General features: G+C 71.4%; 21 protein-coding genes. 5 read left to right on the top strand and 16 right to left on the bottom strand.

Annotated features, from left to right (window positions below):
• Positions 1-193: 193 nt before the first annotated feature.
• Genes ACYVLJ_RS26260 through ACYVLJ_RS26275 form a run of 4 tightly spaced genes read right to left on the bottom strand, consistent with a single transcriptional unit; the run spans position 194 to position 3,555 of the window.
• Positions 194-964, bottom strand: a complete 771-nt coding sequence (locus tag ACYVLJ_RS26260) for an anti-sigma factor (protein ID WP_451983443.1) — start codon at positions 962-964, stop codon at positions 194-196.
• Positions 961-1,566 (bottom strand): ECF RNA polymerase sigma factor SigK, encoded by a 606-nt coding sequence (sigK, locus tag ACYVLJ_RS26265; protein ID WP_451983445.1) that lies wholly within the window; start codon positions 1,564-1,566, stop codon positions 961-963. Before sigK ends, ACYVLJ_RS26260 begins: the two co-directional genes overlap by 4 nt.
• Positions 1,559-2,293 (bottom strand): DUF1365 domain-containing protein, encoded by a 735-nt coding sequence (locus ACYVLJ_RS26270; protein ID WP_460440857.1) that lies wholly within the window; start codon positions 2,291-2,293, stop codon positions 1,559-1,561. Before ACYVLJ_RS26270 ends, sigK begins: the two co-directional genes overlap by 8 nt.
• Positions 2,287-3,555 carry an NAD(P)/FAD-dependent oxidoreductase gene (locus ACYVLJ_RS26275; RefSeq protein WP_451983447.1) on the bottom strand — a complete coding sequence of 423 codons (1,269 nt, stop codon included), beginning with the start codon at positions 3,553-3,555 and terminating at the stop codon, positions 2,287-2,289. The genes ACYVLJ_RS26270 and ACYVLJ_RS26275 overlap by 7 nt, the downstream gene beginning before the upstream one ends.
• Before the next feature lie 82 nt (positions 3,556-3,637).
• Between ACYVLJ_RS26275 and ACYVLJ_RS26280 the strand changes: the two genes are divergently transcribed.
• Positions 3,638-4,903, top strand: a complete 1,266-nt coding sequence (locus tag ACYVLJ_RS26280) for a class I SAM-dependent methyltransferase (RefSeq protein WP_460440719.1) — start codon at positions 3,638-3,640, stop codon at positions 4,901-4,903.
• Positions 4,903-5,664: a DUF1295 domain-containing protein gene (locus tag ACYVLJ_RS26285; RefSeq protein ID WP_451983451.1), complete on the top strand. Its 762-nt coding sequence runs from the start codon at positions 4,903-4,905 to the stop codon at positions 5,662-5,664. Before ACYVLJ_RS26280 ends, ACYVLJ_RS26285 begins: the two co-directional genes overlap by 1 nt.
• Here the strand turns inward: ACYVLJ_RS26285 and ACYVLJ_RS26290 are convergent.
• Positions 5,651-6,157, bottom strand: coding sequence for a DinB family protein (locus tag ACYVLJ_RS26290; protein ID WP_451983453.1), 507 nt, complete (start codon positions 6,155-6,157; stop codon positions 5,651-5,653). The two genes, ACYVLJ_RS26285 and ACYVLJ_RS26290, sit on opposite strands and share 14 nt — an antisense overlap.
• Before the next feature lie 82 nt (positions 6,158-6,239).
• Here ACYVLJ_RS26290 and ACYVLJ_RS26295 point away from each other — a divergent pair, with 82 nt between their 5' ends.
• Complete coding sequence (locus ACYVLJ_RS26295; protein WP_451983455.1) at positions 6,240-6,698, top strand: MarR family winged helix-turn-helix transcriptional regulator; 459 nt, start codon at positions 6,240-6,242, stop codon at positions 6,696-6,698.
• Positions 6,685-7,119, top strand: a complete 435-nt coding sequence (locus ACYVLJ_RS26300; RefSeq protein ID WP_247024743.1) for an OsmC family peroxiredoxin — start codon at positions 6,685-6,687, stop codon at positions 7,117-7,119. The genes ACYVLJ_RS26295 and ACYVLJ_RS26300 overlap by 14 nt, the downstream gene beginning before the upstream one ends.
• Positions 7,120-7,162: 43 nt before the next feature.
• Here the strand turns inward: ACYVLJ_RS26300 and ACYVLJ_RS26305 are convergent, their stop codons facing one another.
• The 5 genes from ACYVLJ_RS26305 to ACYVLJ_RS26325 all read right to left on the bottom strand — a co-directional run bounded on the left by ACYVLJ_RS26305 (position 7,163) and on the right by ACYVLJ_RS26325 (position 9,797).
• A complete protein-coding gene (locus tag ACYVLJ_RS26305) occupies positions 7,163-7,534 on the bottom strand; it encodes a hypothetical protein (protein ID WP_460440720.1) in 372 nt (123 codons plus the stop codon).
• Positions 7,535-7,644: 110 nt separating this feature from the next.
• The gene (locus tag ACYVLJ_RS26310) at positions 7,645-8,511 is read right to left on the bottom strand and encodes a helix-turn-helix domain-containing protein (RefSeq protein ID WP_460440721.1); all 867 of its coding nucleotides are present in this window, start codon (positions 8,509-8,511) and stop codon (positions 7,645-7,647) included.
• The gene (locus ACYVLJ_RS26315) at positions 8,486-9,013 is read right to left on the bottom strand and encodes a DUF6879 family protein (RefSeq protein WP_460440722.1); all 528 of its coding nucleotides are present in this window, start codon (positions 9,011-9,013) and stop codon (positions 8,486-8,488) included. The genes ACYVLJ_RS26310 and ACYVLJ_RS26315 overlap by 26 nt, the downstream gene beginning before the upstream one ends.
• A complete protein-coding gene (locus tag ACYVLJ_RS26320) occupies positions 8,997-9,191 on the bottom strand; it encodes a hypothetical protein (RefSeq protein WP_460440723.1) in 195 nt (64 codons plus the stop codon). The genes ACYVLJ_RS26315 and ACYVLJ_RS26320 overlap by 17 nt, the downstream gene beginning before the upstream one ends.
• A 75-nt stretch (positions 9,192-9,266) precedes the next feature.
• Entirely contained in the window at positions 9,267-9,797 is a 531-nt protein-coding gene (locus ACYVLJ_RS26325) for a CGNR zinc finger domain-containing protein (protein WP_460440724.1), read from the bottom strand.
• Positions 9,798-9,875: 78 nt separating this feature from the next.
• On the opposite strand from ACYVLJ_RS26325, the gene ACYVLJ_RS26330 reads away from it, so the two are divergent.
• Positions 9,876-11,045: an MFS transporter gene (locus tag ACYVLJ_RS26330; protein ID WP_460440725.1), complete on the top strand. Its 1,170-nt coding sequence runs from the start codon at positions 9,876-9,878 to the stop codon at positions 11,043-11,045.
• Here the strand turns inward: ACYVLJ_RS26330 and ACYVLJ_RS26335 are convergent.
• The 6 genes from ACYVLJ_RS26335 to murD form a co-directional block, all read right to left on the bottom strand.
• Positions 11,042-11,866 (bottom strand): Rossmann-fold NAD(P)-binding domain-containing protein, encoded by an 825-nt coding sequence (locus ACYVLJ_RS26335; RefSeq protein WP_460440726.1) that lies wholly within the window; start codon positions 11,864-11,866, stop codon positions 11,042-11,044. The two genes, ACYVLJ_RS26330 and ACYVLJ_RS26335, sit on opposite strands and share 4 nt — an antisense overlap.
• Before the next feature lie 81 nt (positions 11,867-11,947).
• Complete coding sequence (locus ACYVLJ_RS26340; protein WP_451983463.1) at positions 11,948-12,775, bottom strand: cell division protein FtsQ/DivIB; 828 nt, start codon at positions 12,773-12,775, stop codon at positions 11,948-11,950.
• Between the two features lie 4 nt (positions 12,776-12,779).
• Positions 12,780-14,168, bottom strand: coding sequence for a UDP-N-acetylmuramate--L-alanine ligase (gene murC, locus ACYVLJ_RS26345; protein ID WP_460440727.1), 1,389 nt, complete (start codon positions 14,166-14,168; stop codon positions 12,780-12,782).
• Entirely contained in the window at positions 14,161-15,285 is a 1,125-nt protein-coding gene (gene murG / locus ACYVLJ_RS26350; RefSeq protein WP_460440728.1) for a UDP-N-acetylglucosamine--N-acetylmuramyl-(pentapeptide) pyrophosphoryl-undecaprenol N-acetylglucosamine transferase, read from the bottom strand. Before murG ends, murC begins: the two co-directional genes overlap by 8 nt.
• On the bottom strand, positions 15,282-16,784 hold the full coding sequence (gene ftsW, locus ACYVLJ_RS26355; RefSeq protein ID WP_460440729.1) for an FtsW/RodA/SpoVE family cell cycle protein: 1,503 nt from the start codon (positions 16,782-16,784) through the stop codon (positions 15,282-15,284). Before ftsW ends, murG begins: the two co-directional genes overlap by 4 nt.
• Positions 16,771-18,177, bottom strand: coding sequence for a UDP-N-acetylmuramoyl-L-alanine--D-glutamate ligase (gene murD / locus ACYVLJ_RS26360; RefSeq protein WP_451983471.1), 1,407 nt, complete (start codon positions 18,175-18,177; stop codon positions 16,771-16,773). Before murD ends, ftsW begins: the two co-directional genes overlap by 14 nt.
• Position 18,178 lies beyond the last annotated feature (1 nt).

Raw genomic sequence — 18,178 nt, forward strand, 5'->3', positions numbered from 1 at the left:
ATCAACTCTCAACCTCAACCCCAGATTGAGAGTTATGTCAACTGCCGACGTTAGGCAGGACGGTAGGCACCAGGCAGGCTCTAATCCAGTAGGCACGCCGTGTGTCGCAAAGGTGTTTTGCCACAACACGTTCGAGCGCGCAAGAGCGGAAGGCCGCGATCACCTGCCCGGCCCGCTCTGCTATGGCGGAAGATCAGGCCGGCACGGGCATGCTCATGAGCACGTCCGTGGGCGCCCCGCTGGGCGATCCGCCCGCCTGCTCGAGGCTCACCGCGAGCCGGTCGGCGGCCCCGACGCCGTCGGCCACGACCAGGCCACCGTCGTCGGCGGCGGCGATCACCCCGGCCGAGCGCGGCGCGCTGCCGCCGGTGATCAGCCAGGCCTCGTAGACCTTCCCGCCGGGCTGCGCCGGAAGGCCCGCGTCCATCACCATCACGCGGTTCAGCGACTTCGACAGGACGACCGTGACCCCGCCGCCCCCGGGCGCCTCACCGTGCGCGGTCTTCGAGTCCGGGGCCGCGAGCAGGGCCGCCACCGGCTCGTAACGCTGTTTCGCCTGGTCGAGCCGGCTCTGCGCGGTCTGCAGCTCCTGCTGCTGGGTGAGCGCGATCCCGCCGAACACGCCGCCGGCGGCCAGCCCGACCACCGCGGCGGCGGCCGCCACCAGGACCGCCCAGCGCGGTGCGCGGGACGGGGGGCGGTGACGCTCGTGCGCGCCGGCCCGCGTCCGCGGCGGCAACTGGCGCGTCGCGTGCATGGCGGCCATGACGCGGTCCTTGAACTCCGGCGGCGGCTCCTCGGCCATCGCCGCGCCGAGCCGGGCCGCGGTCGCGCGCAGCTCGGCGACCTCCTGCGTGCACGACTCGCACTGCTCGAGGTGCCGGGCGAACTCGGCGCGCTCGATGTCGGAGACGGCGTCGAGGGCGAAGGCGCCGGCGAGGGTGTGCATCTCGGGGGTGCTCACGCGGTCACCCCCAGGCAGTCCCGCAGGCGGATGAGCCCGTCCCGCAGCCGCGTCTTGATGGTTCCTTGCGGCGTCGACAGCACTTCGGCCACCTCGCGATAGGTATAGCCCTGGTAGTAGGCGAGCAGCACGGATTCGCGCTGCAGATCGGTCAGGAAGGACAGGCACCGGCGCACCTGGGAGCGTTCGAGCCGCGCGGTGACGGACTCGGCGACCTCGTCGAACGGGCGGCCGCGGGCCGCTTCGAAGGTCGCCTTCTGTTCGCGCTCGGTGCTGGCGCGCGCCGAGCGGACGCGGTCGACGGCGCGGCGGTGGGCCAGCGTCATCGCCCAGTTCAGCGCCGAGCCGCGCTCGGGCGAATACCGCGTCGCGGTGCGCCAGAGCTCGACGAGCACCTCCTGCGCGACCTCTTCGGACTGGGCCGCGTCGCGCACGATCCGCCGGACCAGCCCGAAGATCGGCCCCGCGAACTGGTCGTAGAGCAGTTCGAACGCCCGCTCGTCGCCCTTGGCGACGCGCACCATCAGCTCCTCCGCCGTCGGGCCCGCCGGGACTTCGGCGGGCACGGGCGCGAGGGAGCGCTGGCGGGCCTGCTCATCCATGCAGCTGTCCTCCGGCGTTCTGCGGGGTGCGCGGCACGACCGCCGCCTTGCGCAGCCACAGGGCGACGCCGTGGCGGCGGATCAGCGCGGACACCCGCTGCGGGAGCAGCGGCCGGGCCAGCACGAGCCGGGCCAGCCACCGCGGGTTCACCGGGCGGCGAACACCCCGCAGCGTAGCGACCAGCGGCGTCGAGTTCTCGCGGCGCAACGCGACGGTGAGGTCGAGCAACGCTTCCGGCTGGGGCAGCCGCATCCGGTACTCGCCGTCCATCTCCTGGAACGGTGAAACGTAGAACTCCTTGGCCGCGCGGGCGCGGCCGTGCTCGTCCGGGTGCAGCAGGTACGCGTGCCGGCCGCCGTACGTGTTGTGCACCTCGGCGACCACGCAGGCGAGGCGGCCCGCGGCGTCGTGGCACCAGTAGACGCTGATCGGGTTGAACACGTACCCGAGCACGCGCGCGGCGGCCAGCATCACGACCTTGCCGCCGCGCAGGTCCACGCCGCGCTCGGCGAGCCAGCCGTCCAGCTTCTCGCGGATCCCGCGGGGATCGCTCGCGACGAAGTGGTCCCGGCTGTCGAAGCGGGCGAACGGCCGCAGCCACGCCGGCAGCCGCGGCGGCGCGTCGAGGTCGACCAGCCACAGGTACACGCGGTGCGCGAAGGCGTGCGGCGGGTCGATCCGCCGCACGTGCGCGACGGTCGCGTCGTAGAGCGCGTTGGTCACCAGGCGACTCCCAGGCTTTCGGCGGCACGGGCGCCCGAGGAACAGCCGTCTTCGTGGAAGCCCCAGCCGTGGTAGGCGCCCGCGTACGCGAAGACGCCGTCGTTCAGCTCGGGCAGCCGGCGTTGCGCCGCAACGGATTCCGGCGTGTAGACCGGGTGCTCGTAGTTCATCCGCGCGACCAGGCGGTCCGGGCCCGGGCCGTCGCCGGGGTTGAGCGTGACGACGTAGCCGGTCGGCTCGTCGAGGCGCATCAGGCGGTTCATGTCGTAGCTGACCTGGACCGCGCCGGTCGGCGCGCCGCACTCCGGGGCGCGGTAGTTCCACCCCGCGCGGGCGTCGGCCAGCGACGGCAGCACGCTGGTGTCGGTGTGCAGCCAGGCTTCGTTGGCCGAGTAGCGGAACGCGCCGAGCACTTCGCGCTCGGCCGTGGTCGGGTTGGCCAGCAGGGACAGCGCCTGGTCGGCGTGCGTGGCGACGACGACCTTGTCGACCCGGTGCGGGGTGTCGGCGTCGTCGCGGACCTCGACGCCGCTTCCCGTCCGCAGCACCGACCGCACCGGCGTCGACAGGTGCACGGCCGTGAGCTGCTTCGCCGCGCGTTCGACGTATTCGCGGGACCCGCCGACGACGGTCCGCCAGGCCGGCGAGTTCTTCACCGAGAGCATGCCGTGGTTGCGGAGGAACTCGAACAGGTACCCGGCCGGGTAGCGGAGGGTGTCGCTGCGGTCGGCCGACCAGACCGTGGACACCAGCGGCAGCATGAAGTGGTCGGTGAAGTAGCGGGTGTAGCCGCCGATGGCCAGGAACGCGCCGAGCGTGACGTCCCCGGCGTCCTTCGCCGCCAGCAGCCGCTTCGCGTGCCGGTGGAACTTCTTCACCTCGGCCAGCATGCGCAGGTAGCGGGGCCGGGCGAGGTTGCCGCGCTGGGCGAAGAGCCCGGGCAGCCCCTTGGCGCCGGCGTACTGCAGGCCGCAGCCGTCGCAGCGGATGCTCATCGACATCTCGGTGTCCCGGGTGCGCACCCCGAGCTCGCCGAACAGCTTCAGCAGCGTCGGGTAGGTGCGCTCGTTGTGGACGATGAAGCCGGAGTCGACCCCGACGGTCCCGCCGTGCGCGCTCGGCACGTCGTGGGTGTGCGCGTGCCCGCCCAGGCGGTCGTCCGCCTCGAAGAGCAGCACCTCGTGCTTGCGTTGCAGCAGGTATGCCGCGGTCAGCCCGGCCACCCCGCTGCCGATGACGGCGATGCGTTCTCCCGTGATCTCCACACCGGTACTTCGCCGCCGCCCCGGGTTCGGATTGGCTGGGGGCGGCACCAATCCACCGCGCGGAGCGGAGCGAATCCCGGACATGCCGAACAGCACCGCGCACCGCCTCGCCTCGTTCGCCGAAAAACTCCTCGGCGGGCAGCTCCCCGTCGGCCTCCGGACCTGGGACGGAACCCGCGTCGGCCCAGTTGACGCGCCCACCGTCGTGCTGCGCAACCGCCGCGCGCTGCGCCGCCTGCTCTACGCGCCGGGTGAGCTGGGTCTCGCCCGCGCCTACGTGACCGGTGACCTGGACGTCGAAGGAGACCTCGCGGACGGCTTCCGCCGGATCTGGGCCCTCACCCGCACGGGGGAGCTGAACCGGGCGAAGCTCGGCCTGCGGGAGTGGGCCGAAGCCGTCCGGCTCGCGGCCCGGCTGAGGGTCGTCGGGCCGCCTCCGCGGCCACCGGCCGAAGAAGCCCGCCTGACCGGCAAGCTGCACAGCCTGCTGCGCGACAAGTCCGCCATCGCCCACCACTACGACCTCGGCAACGCCTTCTACCAGCTCCTGCTCGACGAGTCGATGGCGTACTCGAGCGCGTACTTCACCGCCGAGTCGCAGAGCCTCGAACAGGCCCAGCACGACAAGCTGGAGCTGATCTGCCGCAAGCTGGGCCTGCGGCCCGGGATGCGGCTGCTCGACATCGGCTGCGGCTGGGGCTCGCTGCTGGTCCACGCGGCCAAGCACCACGGCGTCGAGGCCGTCGGCATCACGCTCTCGGCCGAGCAGTTGCAGCACATCCGCGGCCGCCTCGCCCAGCACGACCTCGAAGACCGCGTCGAGGTGCGCCGCCAGGACTACCGGGAGCTGCCGGACGCGCCGTTCGACGCGGTCGCGTCCATCGAGATGGGCGAGCACGTCGGCGAGGTCAACTACCCGGCCTACGCGGCGACGTTGCACAAGATGGTCAAGCCCGGCGGCCGGGTGCTGATCCAGCAGATGTCGCGCGGGAACGTCGCCCCCGGCGGCGGCGCGTTCATCGAGCGGTACATCGCCCCCGACATGACGATGCGCCCGGTCGGCCGGACCATCGACCACCTGGAGTCCGCGGGCCTCGAGGTGCGGGACGTGCACGCGATGCGCGAGCACTACGTCTGGACGGTCCGCGCCTGGGCCGACACCCTGGAGGAGAACTGGGCCGACGTCGTCGCGCTGATCGGCGAGACCGGCGCGCGGGTCTGGCGGCTGTACCTGGTGGGCGGGGCGTTGGCGTTCGAGGAGAACCGGATGGGCGTGGACCAGATCCTCTCGGTGCGACCGCACCCGGACGGCACCAGCGGCATGCCGGCGACGCGGGAGTGGTGCTGATGCCGCAGCTGCTCGTCACGGCCGCCGTCACGCTCGTGGCGGTGGTCGTGACCTTCGGGATCGCGCGGGCGCGCAAGCGCTACGACACGATCGACACGTTCTGGGGGCTGGGCTTCGCGATCGTCGCGGTCGCGGCCTTCCCGTTCGGCGACGGCCCGCTGTCCCTGCGGCTGGTGGTGGTGCTGCTGACGGTCGTCTGGGGCGTGCGGCTCTCGGTGCACCTGCACCTGCGCAACCACAAGTTGCCGGAGGACCCGCGGTACGCGCGGATGGGCTACGGGCCGCTGAAGATGTTCGTGCGGATCTACCTGTTCCAGGGTGTGGTGCTGTACTTCGTCTCCCTTCCGGTGCAGTTCGCGGTGGACGGCACCGGGATCGGCGTCCTGGGCTGGCTCGGCATCGCCGTGTGGCTGGTCGGGTTCGCGTTCGAGACGGTCGGCGACGACCAGCTGCGCCGGTTCAAGGCCGACCCGGCCAACAAGGGCAAGGTGCTCGACACGGGGTTGTGGCGCTACACGCGGCACCCGAACTACTTCGGCGACGCGTGCGTGTGGTGGGGCCTGTACCTGCTGGCCTGCTCGACGTGGCCGGGCGCGCTGACGATCCTCTCCCCCGTCGCGATGACGTTCACGCTGGCTCGCGGAACGGGCAAACCCATGCTGGAGAAGGGAATGGCGCGCACGCGCCCGGCGTACGCGCACTACGTCGAGCGGACGAGCGGCTTCTTCCCGTTGCCGCCCAAGAAGGTCACTCCCCGGTGACCCCGTCGGTCAGCTCGCGCAGCAGGTCGAGGTGGCCGACGTGCCGCGCGGTCTCCTCGATCATGTGCGTGAGCACCCAGCGGACGTTGAACGTCTCGTCCTTGTACGTCACCTGGTCGTCGAGGCCGCGCGCGGCGACGATCTCGCGGCTGCGGGCGCACTGCTTCTCGTAGTCGGCGAGGAGCTGTGGCACCGGCGTCTCCGCGGCGAAGCGGAACTCGGCGTCCGGGTCGGCCTTCAGGCGCTCGTCCCACGTGTCCTCCTCGCCGTCGAGGACGACGGCGAACCAGAACCATTCGTTGAGCGTCAGGTGCCCGACCAGCCCGGCGATCGTGGTCAGCTCGCTGGGCAGGTGGACGCGCCGGGCCTGCTCGTCGGTCAGGCCGCCGGCCTTCCACTCGACGGTGGCGCGGTGGTGGTCGAGCATCGTCGTGAGGATTTCGCGCTCGCCACCGGTGAGCGGCGCCCGGGGGCGCTCGGGTCGTTCGGTCATGCCCGGGAGTCTGCCAGGCGTCACCGACAGGTTTTTCCGGAATACCTTGCGCACGATGTAATCGGGGACTAGGTTTATAGGCGTGCCGGATGAGTTCCTCTTGGACGAGCAAGCCTGCTTCGCGCTCTACGCGGCGTCGCGCGCGGTGACGGACACCTACCGTCCCCTGCTGGGCGAACTGGGCCTCACGTACCCGCAGTACCTCGTGCTGCTGGTGCTGTGGGAGTCCGACGACCGACCGGTCAAGGAGATCGGCGAGGCGCTGCACCTGGACTACGGCACGCTTTCCCCGCTGCTCAAACGACTCGAGGCCAACGGGCTCGTCACGCGGACGCGGTTGCCCGCGGACGAGCGCACGGTGGTGGTCAGCCTGACCGGGAAAGGCCGCTCCACGCGCACCCGCGCGGCGGGCGTCCCGTCGGCCATCGGCTGCGCGCTGGGCCTCGACGACACCGAGCGGCGAACCCTGATCGACACCCTGCGGCGGCTGACGGCGTCGGCCGCCGCCTACTCCCTTGGAGGCTCGGATGCCCAGCCGTGACGCGACCACCCACTGGGTCGGCGGACTGCAGAACGGGAAGGGCGAGGTCACCCTGGACTCGTCCAACGCCGGCACGTTCTCCGTCTCGTTCCCGACCCGCGCGGGCAACCCCGACGGCCAGACCAGCCCGGAGGAGCTCATCGCGGCGGCGCACTCGTCGTGCCTGGCGATGAACCTGTCGGGCGTGCTGGAGGCCCAGAAGCTCACCGCGGACTCGATCGACGTGAGCGCCGAGGTCACCCTCGGCCCGGCCGCCGGCGGCGGCTTCGAGATCAGCGGCATCGCGATCACGCTGCGCGCGTCCATCGAGGGCGTCACGGCGGAGCAGTTCGCGGAGTACGCGGAGACGGCGGAGAAGACGTGCCCGGTGTCGAAGGCCCTCGCGGGCACGACGATCACCCTGGACGCCGCGCTCAACTGACGCTTTCCGGAACGGCCCCCTCGGACTCCCCGAGGGGGCCGTTTCAATTCGCGAACTTCGCGAGGTGCTTGATCACCCAGTCGCGACCGAAGTCCGCCAGGACGGTGCCGGACCAGCATCCGGCGATCCGGATGTCGGTCCACAGGGTAATTTTAGGGCCGTTGAGAGTACCGTGACTTACGTGGACGGTCGACGCTCCTTCGGTCCAGCTGAAGACGAAGTGGGCGTACATGTACATCCAGCTTCTGCGGCCGGTGCGGTCGGTTGCCTTCACTGGCCCTTCGGAGGGGTATGGCGCGCGGTAGAAGTCGTGTGTCCGGTTGCCGCAGGTGAAGCCTTCCGGTGTGAGGCCGGGGCGGAGCAGCGAGTCAGTCTTCGACAATGGTGATCGTGCCGGTGCCATCGCAGCTTCCACAGCCCTTTCCTCTACAGTCGCCGCAAGTGCGAGTGATGTTTTCCATTCACCAACAGTAAGATCGCGCGATCTGCGCAAGCCAGCTCTACTCGCGAACGCGCATTGATTGGCTAATGGCCACCGGCTCGCCACTCACGCCGGAAGTCGCCGGCGACCGACCGGAGGAATTCGATCGCCTCTTCACCCCGGTACGCCTGAGCACGAAAGGCTTCGAACAGCTCGACGTGGTAAGCGACGTCCTGTGGATCACGCAACGCCACGGTGCCGGAGAACAATTCGATCGTCACCAATCGCTCGTCGTGGACGACGAAGATGTTCAGCGGAGACACCAGGACCTCGGCAGCTTGGGGGACGACAGCGATATCGACATTCTCCCGTTCGGCCACCGTAAGGAGGTTGGCTACTTGGCCGACCATCACCGGAAGCGGCGCCCGCCGCCAGCGAACTGCCTGCTCGGTCAAGACGAACTCGAACTGCCGGCCTAAGTCGTCGAGAACCCCTTGCGAAGCCAACCGGGCTCCGACCATCTTGCCGACATCACGGGCCGGCCGCCCCTTCGTGGTGGAGGACAGTACGTGGCGTGCGTAGTCCGGCGTCTGGAGCAGACCGCTCGGGATGGCGGGCAGAAACTGCCGGACCAATCGCGACGACTCGTGCAGCGCCTTGATCTCGAGCTGGCCACGCCAAAGTCCGGTGCGCGCCATGGACCGCCACGAGGTATAGCCGACGTTCGCGACACGGGCGAGAGCCACGAGCTTTTCGGCGGCATCGCGAGGAACGGACAGCGCCGCGACGATCTGCTCGACGTCGACCACCGAGGCGAGCACCTTGCCCGTCTCGATGCGGCTGATCTTTGCTTGGCTCATCGCGCACCGGGCGGCCAGCCTTTCGCCCGACAGTCCCGCGGCCCGACGCAACTCCCGAAGCGTCTCCGCCAGCGTCGCGCGCTGCTCATCCTGCCGACCCGGCTCCAGCATCCCACTCGCCAAACGGCACCCCATGGCTCACGGCTACGTCTCGCCAGCCGTGGTACTTCCGCAGATCGGGATCTTCCACCAGCTCGGCGCCGGCAAACGTTCCATCGGGATGATAATCGAGGTGCACGACCGTCGCGTCGTCGAAGAGCCAGAAATCTTGAGCCGGCAATCCCCAGTCCTGCTCCGTGACATCGACTATCCGGTAGTCCTCGCCGGCGGCCACGTTCCCCGGGATGCTCCAGGCACGTTGATACCGCAAGTAGTCCGTCAACGGACGACGGACCAGTTTGGCGCGCTGGACACTCCGCCCGGATGCGACGATTGCCGCTATCCGCCTGCGCCACGCGGCATTGTGCTCGGCGGGCTTCTCGCTGCCGGCCAGGTACAGCTCGATGTTCGCCTGCTCCGACGGCATCAAGTAGCTCTGTCGCACCTCCAAGCGGAACGCAGACACAGCGAACTCGTCGAAGTACTTTTGCCCCCACTCAGCGCCCAAGCGCACGCAATGCCTCCTCGACCAGGTCCACCGACAACTCGACAGCCTGCTCACCCGGCCCGAAGACCAGCCCATCGGCGGTCAGCACCGCATTGCCTTGAAGTACGAGCGTATCGCGGTCCGACAGGTAGACGTTCGGACACGTCCCGTCGTCGCACGTCCCGGCGAGCTTCCTGAGCTTCATGGCAATCACGGTAGGCACAACAGAGAGTGCGGACAAGAATACCCAGCGTCTATTCGCGTGTTCGCATAACCCGCGTCAGTGCACCTTGGCTCGATAAGTCGACTTCTTGGCCTGGTTCCCGCAGATCTCCATCGAGCACCACCGCCGCGTCCCCGGCCTCGACGTGTCCAGGAACAGCGCCCCGCACGACGGCCCGGCGCAGCGGCGGACCTTCGCGAACTCCGGGGACGTCACCAGCTCCAGCGCGTCGCGGGCCAGCGACGCCAGCATCGCCTCCGCGGGATCCGCCGCCTGCCACCGCAGTTCGCCGGACGTCGTCAGCGAAGGGGCGGGCACCGGCAGCGCCGCGACGCGGTTCAACCGTTGACGGGTGGCCGGCCGCACTTCACGGGTGAGCAGCTCGTGGATCGCCTCGCGCACGGTCCGGGCGTCGTCCGCCGAGGTGGGCCGCACCGGGGCGGGGAACGGGCCCAGCTGGTCGATCCACGCTCCCCACGCCGCCGCGTCGCGCAGTTCCTCCTGCTCCTCCGGCGTGCCCCGGTAGCGCAGCGTGCGGACGAAGTCGAGGCACAACCTGCCCGCGCCTTCGCGGAATCGGTCCGTCATACGGGTCACAGTACGCTGGAACCGGTTTGACTGGTACCGTCGGGAACCGATCAAACCGGTTCCACAAGCGGGGGACGCATGACCGAAACCGAGCAGAAAGCCCCACCGGGGTGGCTCGTGCTGCTGCTGGCCGTCTCCTGTGGACTGACGGTCGCCAACCTCTACTACGCGCAGCCGCTGCTCGCGGAGCTGCGCCAGACGTTCGGCGTCGGCGAGGCCGCCGCCGGCGGGGTCGTCACCGCCACCCAGATCGGCTACGCCGCGGGGATGCTGCTGCTCGTCCCGCTCGGCGACCGCCTCGAGAACCGCGGCCTCGTCGCGACGCTGCTCGCGGTCGCGTGCGCCGGCCTGGTCGCCACCGGCGTCGCCCCCGGGTTCGCGGTGCTGCTGATCGCCTCGCTGGTCGTCGGGGCGACGTCCGTCGTCGTGCAGATCCTCATCCCGTTCGCCGCCGACATCTCCCCCGACGCCATCCGCGGCCGGATCGTCGGGCGCGTGGTGAGCGGGCTGCTCTTCGGCATCCTGCTGTCCCGCGTCGTCGCCAGCTTCCTCGCCGAGGTCACCAGCTGGCGCGTCGTGTTCCTGATCTCGGCCGCGGCGATGGCCGCGCTCGCCGTCGTGCTGCGGTTCATCCTGCCGCGCCGGGCCCCCAAGACGGACGTCCACTACGGACAGCTCCTGCGCTCGACCTTCGCCATGTGGGCGAAGCACCCCGCGCTGCGCCACCGCGCGCTGTACCAGTCGGCGATGTTCGGGGCGTTCAGCGCCTTCTGGACGACGATCGCGTTCGTGCTGACGGCCCCGCCGTTCAACTACTCCCAGCTCGGCGTCGGCCTGTTCGCGCTGGCCGGGGCGGCGGGCGCCGCGGTGGCGCCGCTGGCCGGGCGGTGGTCGGACCACGGCCACGGCCGCCGGCTCACCGCGGCCGCCTTCGTGCTGTGCGCGGCGGCGTTCGCGCTCGCCGGGTTCGGCGCGCACAGCGTGGTGTTGCTCGCGATCGCCGCGATCGCGGTCGACATGGCCGTCCAGGCGACGCTGGTGACCGGTCAGCACGTGATCTACCAGCTCGACCCGGCGGCCCGCGCCCGGGTCAACAGCGTCTACCTCGGCACGTTCTTCATCGGCGGCGCGATCGGCTCGCAGGCGGGCTCGGTCGCCTTCCACGTCGGCGGCTGGACGGCGGTCGTGGTGTTCGCCGGCGTCCTCCCGCTGATCGGCCTGGCCGGGATGACCCGCACCCGCGTCTAGCCGAACACGTCCCGGTTCGCCCCGACCCACTGGGCGTACGTCGTTCCCTTGCGGCCCAGCAGGTCCTCGACGACCCCGGTCGGCACCTGCGGGTGCCGCAGGGTTTCCTCGAAGCCGTCGAGGATCCAGTCGACGGCCTGTTCCGGGACGCCGGAGCCGATCCACTGCGCCCGCTGGTCCGCCCGGGTCAGCTCGCGGAACCGGATGTCCTTGCCCAGCACGGATGCCAGCGTCTCCACCTGCTCGCGCAGGCTGATCGCCTCCGGTCCACTGAGGACGTGCGTCTTCCCGACGTGCCCGTCCCCGGTCAGCACCCGGGCGGCCACGGCGGCGATGTCGCCGAGGTCGATGGGCGTCTGCGTGGCGCCGGGGCAGGCCATCGCGACCTCGCCCGCGCGCACCATGCCGGCCCAGTCGAGGGTGTTGTTCATGAAGGCGCCCGGACGCAGGAACGTCCAGGCGAACCCGGCTGCCCGGACGGCCGCCTCGACGGCGGCGTACTCGTTGCCGCTGGAGCCCTCGTGGCCGTCACCCACACTGCTGCCGGAGAGCGCGACGACCCGCTCGACACCCGCCGCCCGGGCCAGCTCGCAGAACCGGCCCACGGTCCGCGCCATCGGAGCCAGGTAGACGGCGTCGACCCCGGCCAACGGCAGGGTCGACGGCCTGGCCAGCGACCCGACGACGACTTCGGCCTCGGGCGGCAGCTTCGCACGCGCCGGGTCGATCGTCAGGGCCCGCACGGTTGCGCCCGTGGCCAGCAGTTCGTCGACCACCAGCCGCCCCACGCTGCCGGTCGCTCCGGTCACCAGGATCGTCATCGAGCACCCCTCTCGTTCTCGTATGCCGTACGAGATCGTACGGCATACGAGAACTCGGGTGCACGCGTTTTCCGGGAAAGCTCAGGACGAGATGGTCGGCAACTCCGGCGCCGCGACGTCGTAGACCTTGCCGTCCTGGGTCAGCAGCGCGGCCAGGACCTTGGCCTTGCGGTCGGTCTGCTCCGCGGTCCCCCAGCGGACGATCTTGCCGCTCGACAGCGTGAACTCCACGCTCGCCGGGGTCTTGGCCGTCGCCGTCGTGACCTGCTTCAGCAGCTGCTCCGGGATCACCCCCAGCACCGCCGTCACCGCACGGGTCACCGGGTCGTCCGCCGACACCTTCGGCAGCTTCAGCTCCGGCAACCCCGCCGGGCGCGCGTGCACCGTCTTGAACACCACGCCGCCGCCGTCGACCAGGTGAACCCCGTCGCCGCCCGGGCCGCTGTCGAAGAACGCGATCGCCGTCCGCTCGGTCACCGCGATCTCGACCGTGTTCGGCCACGAGCGCGACACCTCGACCGTGGCGATGCCGGGCATCTGCGCCACGCGGTCGCGGATCTCGTCCGTGCTCAGCCGCAGCATCGGCTTGTCCACCGGCACCGCCGCCACCGCGCGGATCTGGTCGGCGGGCACCGTGCGCGAGCCGGTGACCGCCACGTCCTGGGCCCCCAGCATCGAGCTGAAGAACAGCAGGTACACCAGCGCGATCACGGTCAGCACCGACAGCAGCGCCACCCAGCGGCGGCGGATCTCCACCCGCCGGTTCGGCCGGGTGCGCGGCGCGGACCGCGTGGCGCGGGTGCGGCGGCGCTCCTCTTCCGAACGCCGCCCCCGCCGTTCCCGCGCCAGGGCAGCACGATCCCGTTCGTCCTCTTCGGACGGACGGCGGCGTTCCCTGGTCGAACTCATGGGCTCAGCGCTTGTCCAGCTCGGCGAGGATCTCCGGGCCCAGCTGCGTCACGTCACCGGCGCCCATGGTGATGACCAGGTCGCCGGGCTTGGCCAGCCCCGCCGCCAGGCCGGCGGCGACGTCGAACGCGGGCTCGTAGTGCACCGGCACGGTCACCGCATCGGCGATCAGCGCCCCGGTCACCCCCGGCTCGGGCTCTTCGCGCGCGCCGTAGACGTCGAGCACGACGACCTCATCGGCCTGCGACAGCGCCGCCGCGAACTCCGAAGAGAACATCTTCGTCCGCGAGTACAGGTGCGGCTGGAACACCACGATCACCCGCCCGGACCCGGCCGCCGTCCGCACCGCGCGCAGCTGCGCGGACACCTCCGTCGGGTGGTGGGCGTAGTCGTCGTAGACGCGCACGTCGCCGGCCCGGCCCTTGAACTCGAACCGCCGCCGCACCCCGCCGAACGCGGCGAGCCCGTCGGCCAGTTCGGCCGCGGGCGCGCCCAGCTCGATCCCGGCGAGCAGCGCGGCCACGGCGTTCAGCGCCATGTGCTCACCCGGCACCGCGACCCGCACCGACAGCTCGGCGCCGTCCATCTCGAGCCGCACGACGCCGCCGTCGGGCGCGGGGACGTACTCCAGGATCCGCGCGTCGGTCGCCGTGCGGCCGTAGCGGCGCACGCGGACGCCGAGGTCGGCGGCCTGCTTGCCCAGTTCGTCCGCCCCGGGGTCGTCGGCACAGACGATCAGCAGCCCGCCCGGCACGATCCGGCTCACGAAGTCGGTGAACACCTTCGTGTAGGCCTCGGCCGTGCCGTGGTGGTCCAGGTGGTCCGGCTCGACGTTCGTCACCACCGCGACCGACGGCGAGTAGGTCAGGAACGAGCCGTCGCTCTCGTCGGCCTCGGCGACGAAGATGCCGCCCTCGCCGTGGTGGGCGTTGGCACCGGACTCGTTGAGGTCGCCGCCGATGGCGAACGACGGGTCGAGCCGGCACTGCTGCAGCGCCACGGTGAGCATCGACGTGGTCGACGTCTTGCCGTGCGTGCCCGCGATGCAGGCGACGCGGTGGCCTTCCATCAGCCCGGCCAGCGCCTGCGCCCGGTGCAGCACCGGGATCCCGGCGGCCCGCGCCGCGGCCAGCTCGGGGTTGGTCTCCTTGATCGCCGTGGAGACGACCACCGCGGACGGCGGCTCGGCGAGCGCGGAGATGTTCTCGGCGCTCTGACCGACGAACAGCTCGGCGCCCTGGGCCCGCAGCGACAGCAGCGCGCGCGACTCCTTGGCGTCCGAGCCCGACACGAAAGCCCCACGGGCCAGCAGGATCCGCGCGATGCCGGACATCCCGGCGCCGCCGATCCCGATCAGGTGCGCCCGGCGCAGTTCTTCAGGCAGTTCAGGCACCGGCGGCCTCCAAAACGATCCGGGCGAGGGTCTCGTCGGCTTCACGGTGGCCCATGCCGACCGCGGCGGCGCCCATCTTGGCGACGCGGTCGGCGTCGGTGACCAGCGGGACGACCAGTTCGGCGACCTTGGCCGGGCTCAGCTCGGCGTCCTCGACCATCAGCGCGGCACCCGCGTCGACCGCCGGGCGCGCGTTGGTGGCCTGCTCGCCGTTGCCGATCGGCAGCGGGACGAACACCGCGGGCAGCCCGACCGAGGTCACCTCGGCAACGGTCATCGCGCCCGACCGGCAGATCGCGACGTCCGCCGCCGCGTAGGCCAGGTCCATGCGCTCCAGGTACGGCACCGGCACGTACGCCGGCCTGCCCGGGAACTCCTGGACGACCAGGGTGTTCTTCGGGCCGTGCGCGTGCAGCACGCCGACGCCGGCGTCGGCCAGCTCCTTGGCCGCGCCGGACACGGCGGCGTTGATCGACTGCGCGCCCTGCGAACCCCCGAAGACCAGCAGCGTCGGCGCGTCCGGGGCCAGCCCGAAGTGCTCGCGGGCTTCGGCGCGCAGCGCGGCGCGGTCCAGCGACGTGATCGACCGCCGCAGCGGGATCCCGACGACCTCGGCCTTCGGCAGCGGCGTGCCAGGGACGGCGACCGCGACTCGCTTGGCGAACCGCGCGCCGACCTTGTTCGCCAGGCCCGGCGACTGGTTGGCCTCGTGCACGACGATCGGGACGCGCCCGCGCGCCGCCAGGTAGGCGGGCAGGGCGACGTACCCGCCGAAGCCGACGACGACGTCCGCGCCGACCCGGTCCAGCACCTCGCGGGTGCGCCGCACGGAGTCGCGGACCTTCAGGGGCAGCCGCAGCAGCTCCGGCGTCGGCTTGCGGGGCAGCGGGACGGGCGGGATCAGCTCGAGGTCGTACCCGCGGGCCGGGACGAGCTTGTTCTCCAGGCCGCGCTCGGTGCCCAGGGCCACGACCGTCGCGTCCGGGCGCAGCCGCTTGACGGCGTCGGCCAGGGCGAGGGCGGGTTCGATGTGTCCTGCGGTGCCACCTCCGGCGACCACGACCACGGGCGCCTTGCCCGCGGCGGCTCGCTCGGGACCCTTGACGGGGTTACTCACCAATGACCTCTCCGGTTCGCGGTACTCCGGGTACCACGGCTCGCTGTTGACCGCGCGGCCCCGCCGCGAGACGTGGCCGTGCTCGTCCGTGCCGCGCTGCGGCGCACCGGTTCGCGGACCGACCTGCGTCGTTCCTGCGCCGGGGCGGGCCGCGCCGCACGGGGCGCCGGCCTGGCCGCCTTCGCCCCACTTCGCGCCGCCGCCTTGCGGGTGGCGGGCGGGCGGTACGGGTCGGGCGCGGGCAGCCGCAGCAGGCGTCCGAATTTACCCGGCCCCTGTGTGCGCAGTGCGGCCACCGCCTCCGGTTCGTGCCGGGCGGCGTTCGCGAGCACCCCCATGATGAGCATGGTGATCACCAGCGACGTCCCGCCGTAGGAGATCAGCGGCAGCGTGACGCCGGTGACCGGCAGCAGGCCGACGACGTAGCCGATGTTGATGCCGGCCTGCGCCACGAGGAAGACGGTCAGCGTGCCGGAGACGATCCGGATCCACGGGTCGATGTTGCGGGTGGCGATCCGCAGGCCCACGATCGCGACGCCGGCGAACAGCGCGAGCACCACGACGCAGCCGATCAGCCCGAGCTCCTCGCCGATCAGGGCGAAGATGAAGTCGTTCTGCACGTTGGGCAGGTAGCCCCAGTTGGACGCGCCCTGGCCGAGCCCCTTGCCGAAGAAGCCGCCGTCGGCGAGCGCGAGCTTGGCCTGGTTGGCCTGGAAGCCTTCGGCGGTGGTGTCGGCGTCGGGCGAGAGGAACGACATGACGCGCTGGAGGCGGTAGGGCGCGATCAGGGCGAGCACGAGCACGCCGGCGAGGCCGCCCGCGAGGATCACGCCGAACAGCCGTTTCGGCGCCCCGGCGAACCACAGCAGCGCCAGCAGGACGACCGCGAGGGTGACCGTGCCGCCCAGGTCCGGCTGCAGCATGACCAGGGCGAACATCAGCAGCGCGATCGGTACCACGGGCACCAGCAGGTGCCGCCACTGGTGGATCACGTTGTACTTGATCACCAGGATGTGCGCGCCCCAGAACGCGAGCGCGACCTTCGCCGCCTCGACCGGCTGGAAGGTGAAGTCGCCGAGCTTGAACCAGCCCTGCGAGCCGTTGACCGTCGAGCCGAGCGGCGTCAGCACGAGCACCAGCAGGCCCAGGCAGACGACGGTCGCGGTGGCCGAGATCGACCGGATGCGCTCGAGCTTCACGCGCAGGCCCAGCCAGAACACGACCGAGCCGATCGCGACGAACACCAGGTGCTTGATGAACAGCGAGTACACGCCGCTGCCGGTCTTCGGGTTGTAGGACGCCACCGAAGACGCCGAGAGCACCATGACGATGCCGATGACGGTGAGCACGCCGGTGAGGGCGAGCACGAGGTGGAACGACGCGAGCGGGCGCGAGAGCCACGCGGTCAGCGCGGTCCGGAAGGCGACGAACCCGCTTTCCTTGCGCTCGCGGCGCGGCCGCTTCGGCGGTGTCTTGGGCTTGGGCTCAGTGACCGTCACTCGGCTCCCCCGCCGCGTCGTCGCGGAGGACGCGCACCGCAGCGGCGAACGCGTCGCCGCGCTCGCCGTAGCTGCGGAACATGTCCAACGACGCAGCGGCGGGTGCCAGCAGCACCACGTCACCTGGCCGGGCCATCGCGCTGGCCGCACTCACCGCCGCAGTCATGGGTTCATGGTCACCCGGACGGAGGCTGTTCACCGGGACATCCGGCGCGTGTCGCGCGACCGCGGCGGCGATCACGGGTGAATCGACCCCGAGTAGCACAACTCCGCGGAGACGGCCGGCGATGCTGCTCACGAGTTCGTCGACCGAAGCGCCCTTGAGCTGGCCCCCGGCGATCCACACGATCGACTCGTGCGCGCGCAGCGACCCGGCGGCCGCGTGCGGGTTGGTCGCCTTGGAGTCGTTGACGTACCGGACGCCGGCGACCTCGGCCACCTCGACGGCCCGGTGCGGGGCCGGCTGGTACTCGCGCAGGCCCTTCAGGACGGCGTCCGGTGTGACGCCGTGGGCGCGGGCCAGCGAGGCCGCGGCGAGGGCGTTCGAGACGTTGTGCGGGCCCGCCGGGCGGACGTCGGAGAGCGTGGCCAGCTCTTCGGCACTGGTCGCCGGGTCGGCGACGAAAGCGCGGTCGACCAGCAGGTCTTCGACGATGCCCAGCTCCCCGGCCCGCGGCGTGTCGAGCCGGAACCCGACGCGACGGGCGTCCGCTCCCGCGTGTTCGAAGGCGATCCGGGTGGACCACTCGTCGTCGGCGTTGTGCACGGCGACCTTGGCCCGCGTGTAGACGCGGCCCTTCGCGGCGGCGTACTCCTCCATCGAGCCGTGCCAGTCGATGTGGTCCTCGGCCAGGTTGAGCACGACGGCCGCGTCCGGCGCGAGGGTCGAGGACCAGTGCAGCTGGAAGCTCGACAGCTCGACGGCCAGGACGTCGTAACCCGCGCGGACCGCGTCGAGGGCCGCGTAGCCGATGTTCCCGCAGGCCACGGCGTTGGCGCCGGCCGCCTTGAGGATCGACTCCAGCATGCCGGCGGTGGTCGTCTTGCCGTTGGTGCCGGTGACCACCAGCCACGACGGCGGGTGCTCGCGCAGCTGCCCGACGCGCCAGGCCAGCTCGACGTCGCCGATCACCTCGACGCCCGCCTCGGCCGCGGCGACCAGCAGCGGCGCCGTCGGCCGCCAGCCGGGGCTGGTGACGACGAGGACGACGTCTTCCGGGGGTTCGCTCAGCCCGGGCACCAGCTCGGCGCCCAGGCCCTCCAGCTCGGCCAGGCGCTCGGCGTTGCCGTCCGTGACGGTGACCCGAGCACCCAGCTCGGTGAGCACGGGCACGATCGACTTGCCGGTGACCCCCGCACCGGCGACCAGGACGTGACGACCGGCGATATCCACG

The organism is Amycolatopsis stemonae, assembly GCF_054781455.1.

Excerpts from the sequence above, each read along its gene's own strand:
- sigK (WP_451983445.1), bottom strand. The coding sequence starts at position 1,566 with ATGGATGAGCAGGCCCGCCAGCGCTCCCTCGCGCCCGTGCCCGCCGAA.
- ACYVLJ_RS26280 (WP_460440719.1), top strand. The coding sequence starts at position 3,638 with ATGCCGAACAGCACCGCGCACCGCCTCGCCTCGTTCGCCGAAAAACTC.
- ACYVLJ_RS26285 (WP_451983451.1), top strand. The coding sequence starts at position 4,903 with ATGCCGCAGCTGCTCGTCACGGCCGCCGTCACGCTCGTGGCGGTGGTC.
- ACYVLJ_RS26290 (WP_451983453.1), bottom strand. The coding sequence starts at position 6,157 with ATGACCGAACGACCCGAGCGCCCCCGGGCGCCGCTCACCGGTGGCGAG.
- ACYVLJ_RS26300 (WP_247024743.1), top strand. The coding sequence starts at position 6,685 with ATGCCCAGCCGTGACGCGACCACCCACTGGGTCGGCGGACTGCAGAAC.
- ACYVLJ_RS26310 (WP_460440721.1), bottom strand. The coding sequence starts at position 8,511 with ATGCTGGAGCCGGGTCGGCAGGATGAGCAGCGCGCGACGCTGGCGGAG.
- ACYVLJ_RS26320 (WP_460440723.1), bottom strand. The coding sequence starts at position 9,191 with ATGAAGCTCAGGAAGCTCGCCGGGACGTGCGACGACGGGACGTGTCCG.
- ACYVLJ_RS26325 (WP_460440724.1), bottom strand. The coding sequence starts at position 9,797 with ATGACGGACCGATTCCGCGAAGGCGCGGGCAGGTTGTGCCTCGACTTC.
- ACYVLJ_RS26330 (WP_460440725.1), top strand. The coding sequence starts at position 9,876 with ATGACCGAAACCGAGCAGAAAGCCCCACCGGGGTGGCTCGTGCTGCTG.
- ACYVLJ_RS26335 (WP_460440726.1), bottom strand. The coding sequence starts at position 11,866 with ATGACGATCCTGGTGACCGGAGCGACCGGCAGCGTGGGGCGGCTGGTG.
- ACYVLJ_RS26340 (WP_451983463.1), bottom strand. The coding sequence starts at position 12,775 with ATGAGTTCGACCAGGGAACGCCGCCGTCCGTCCGAAGAGGACGAACGG.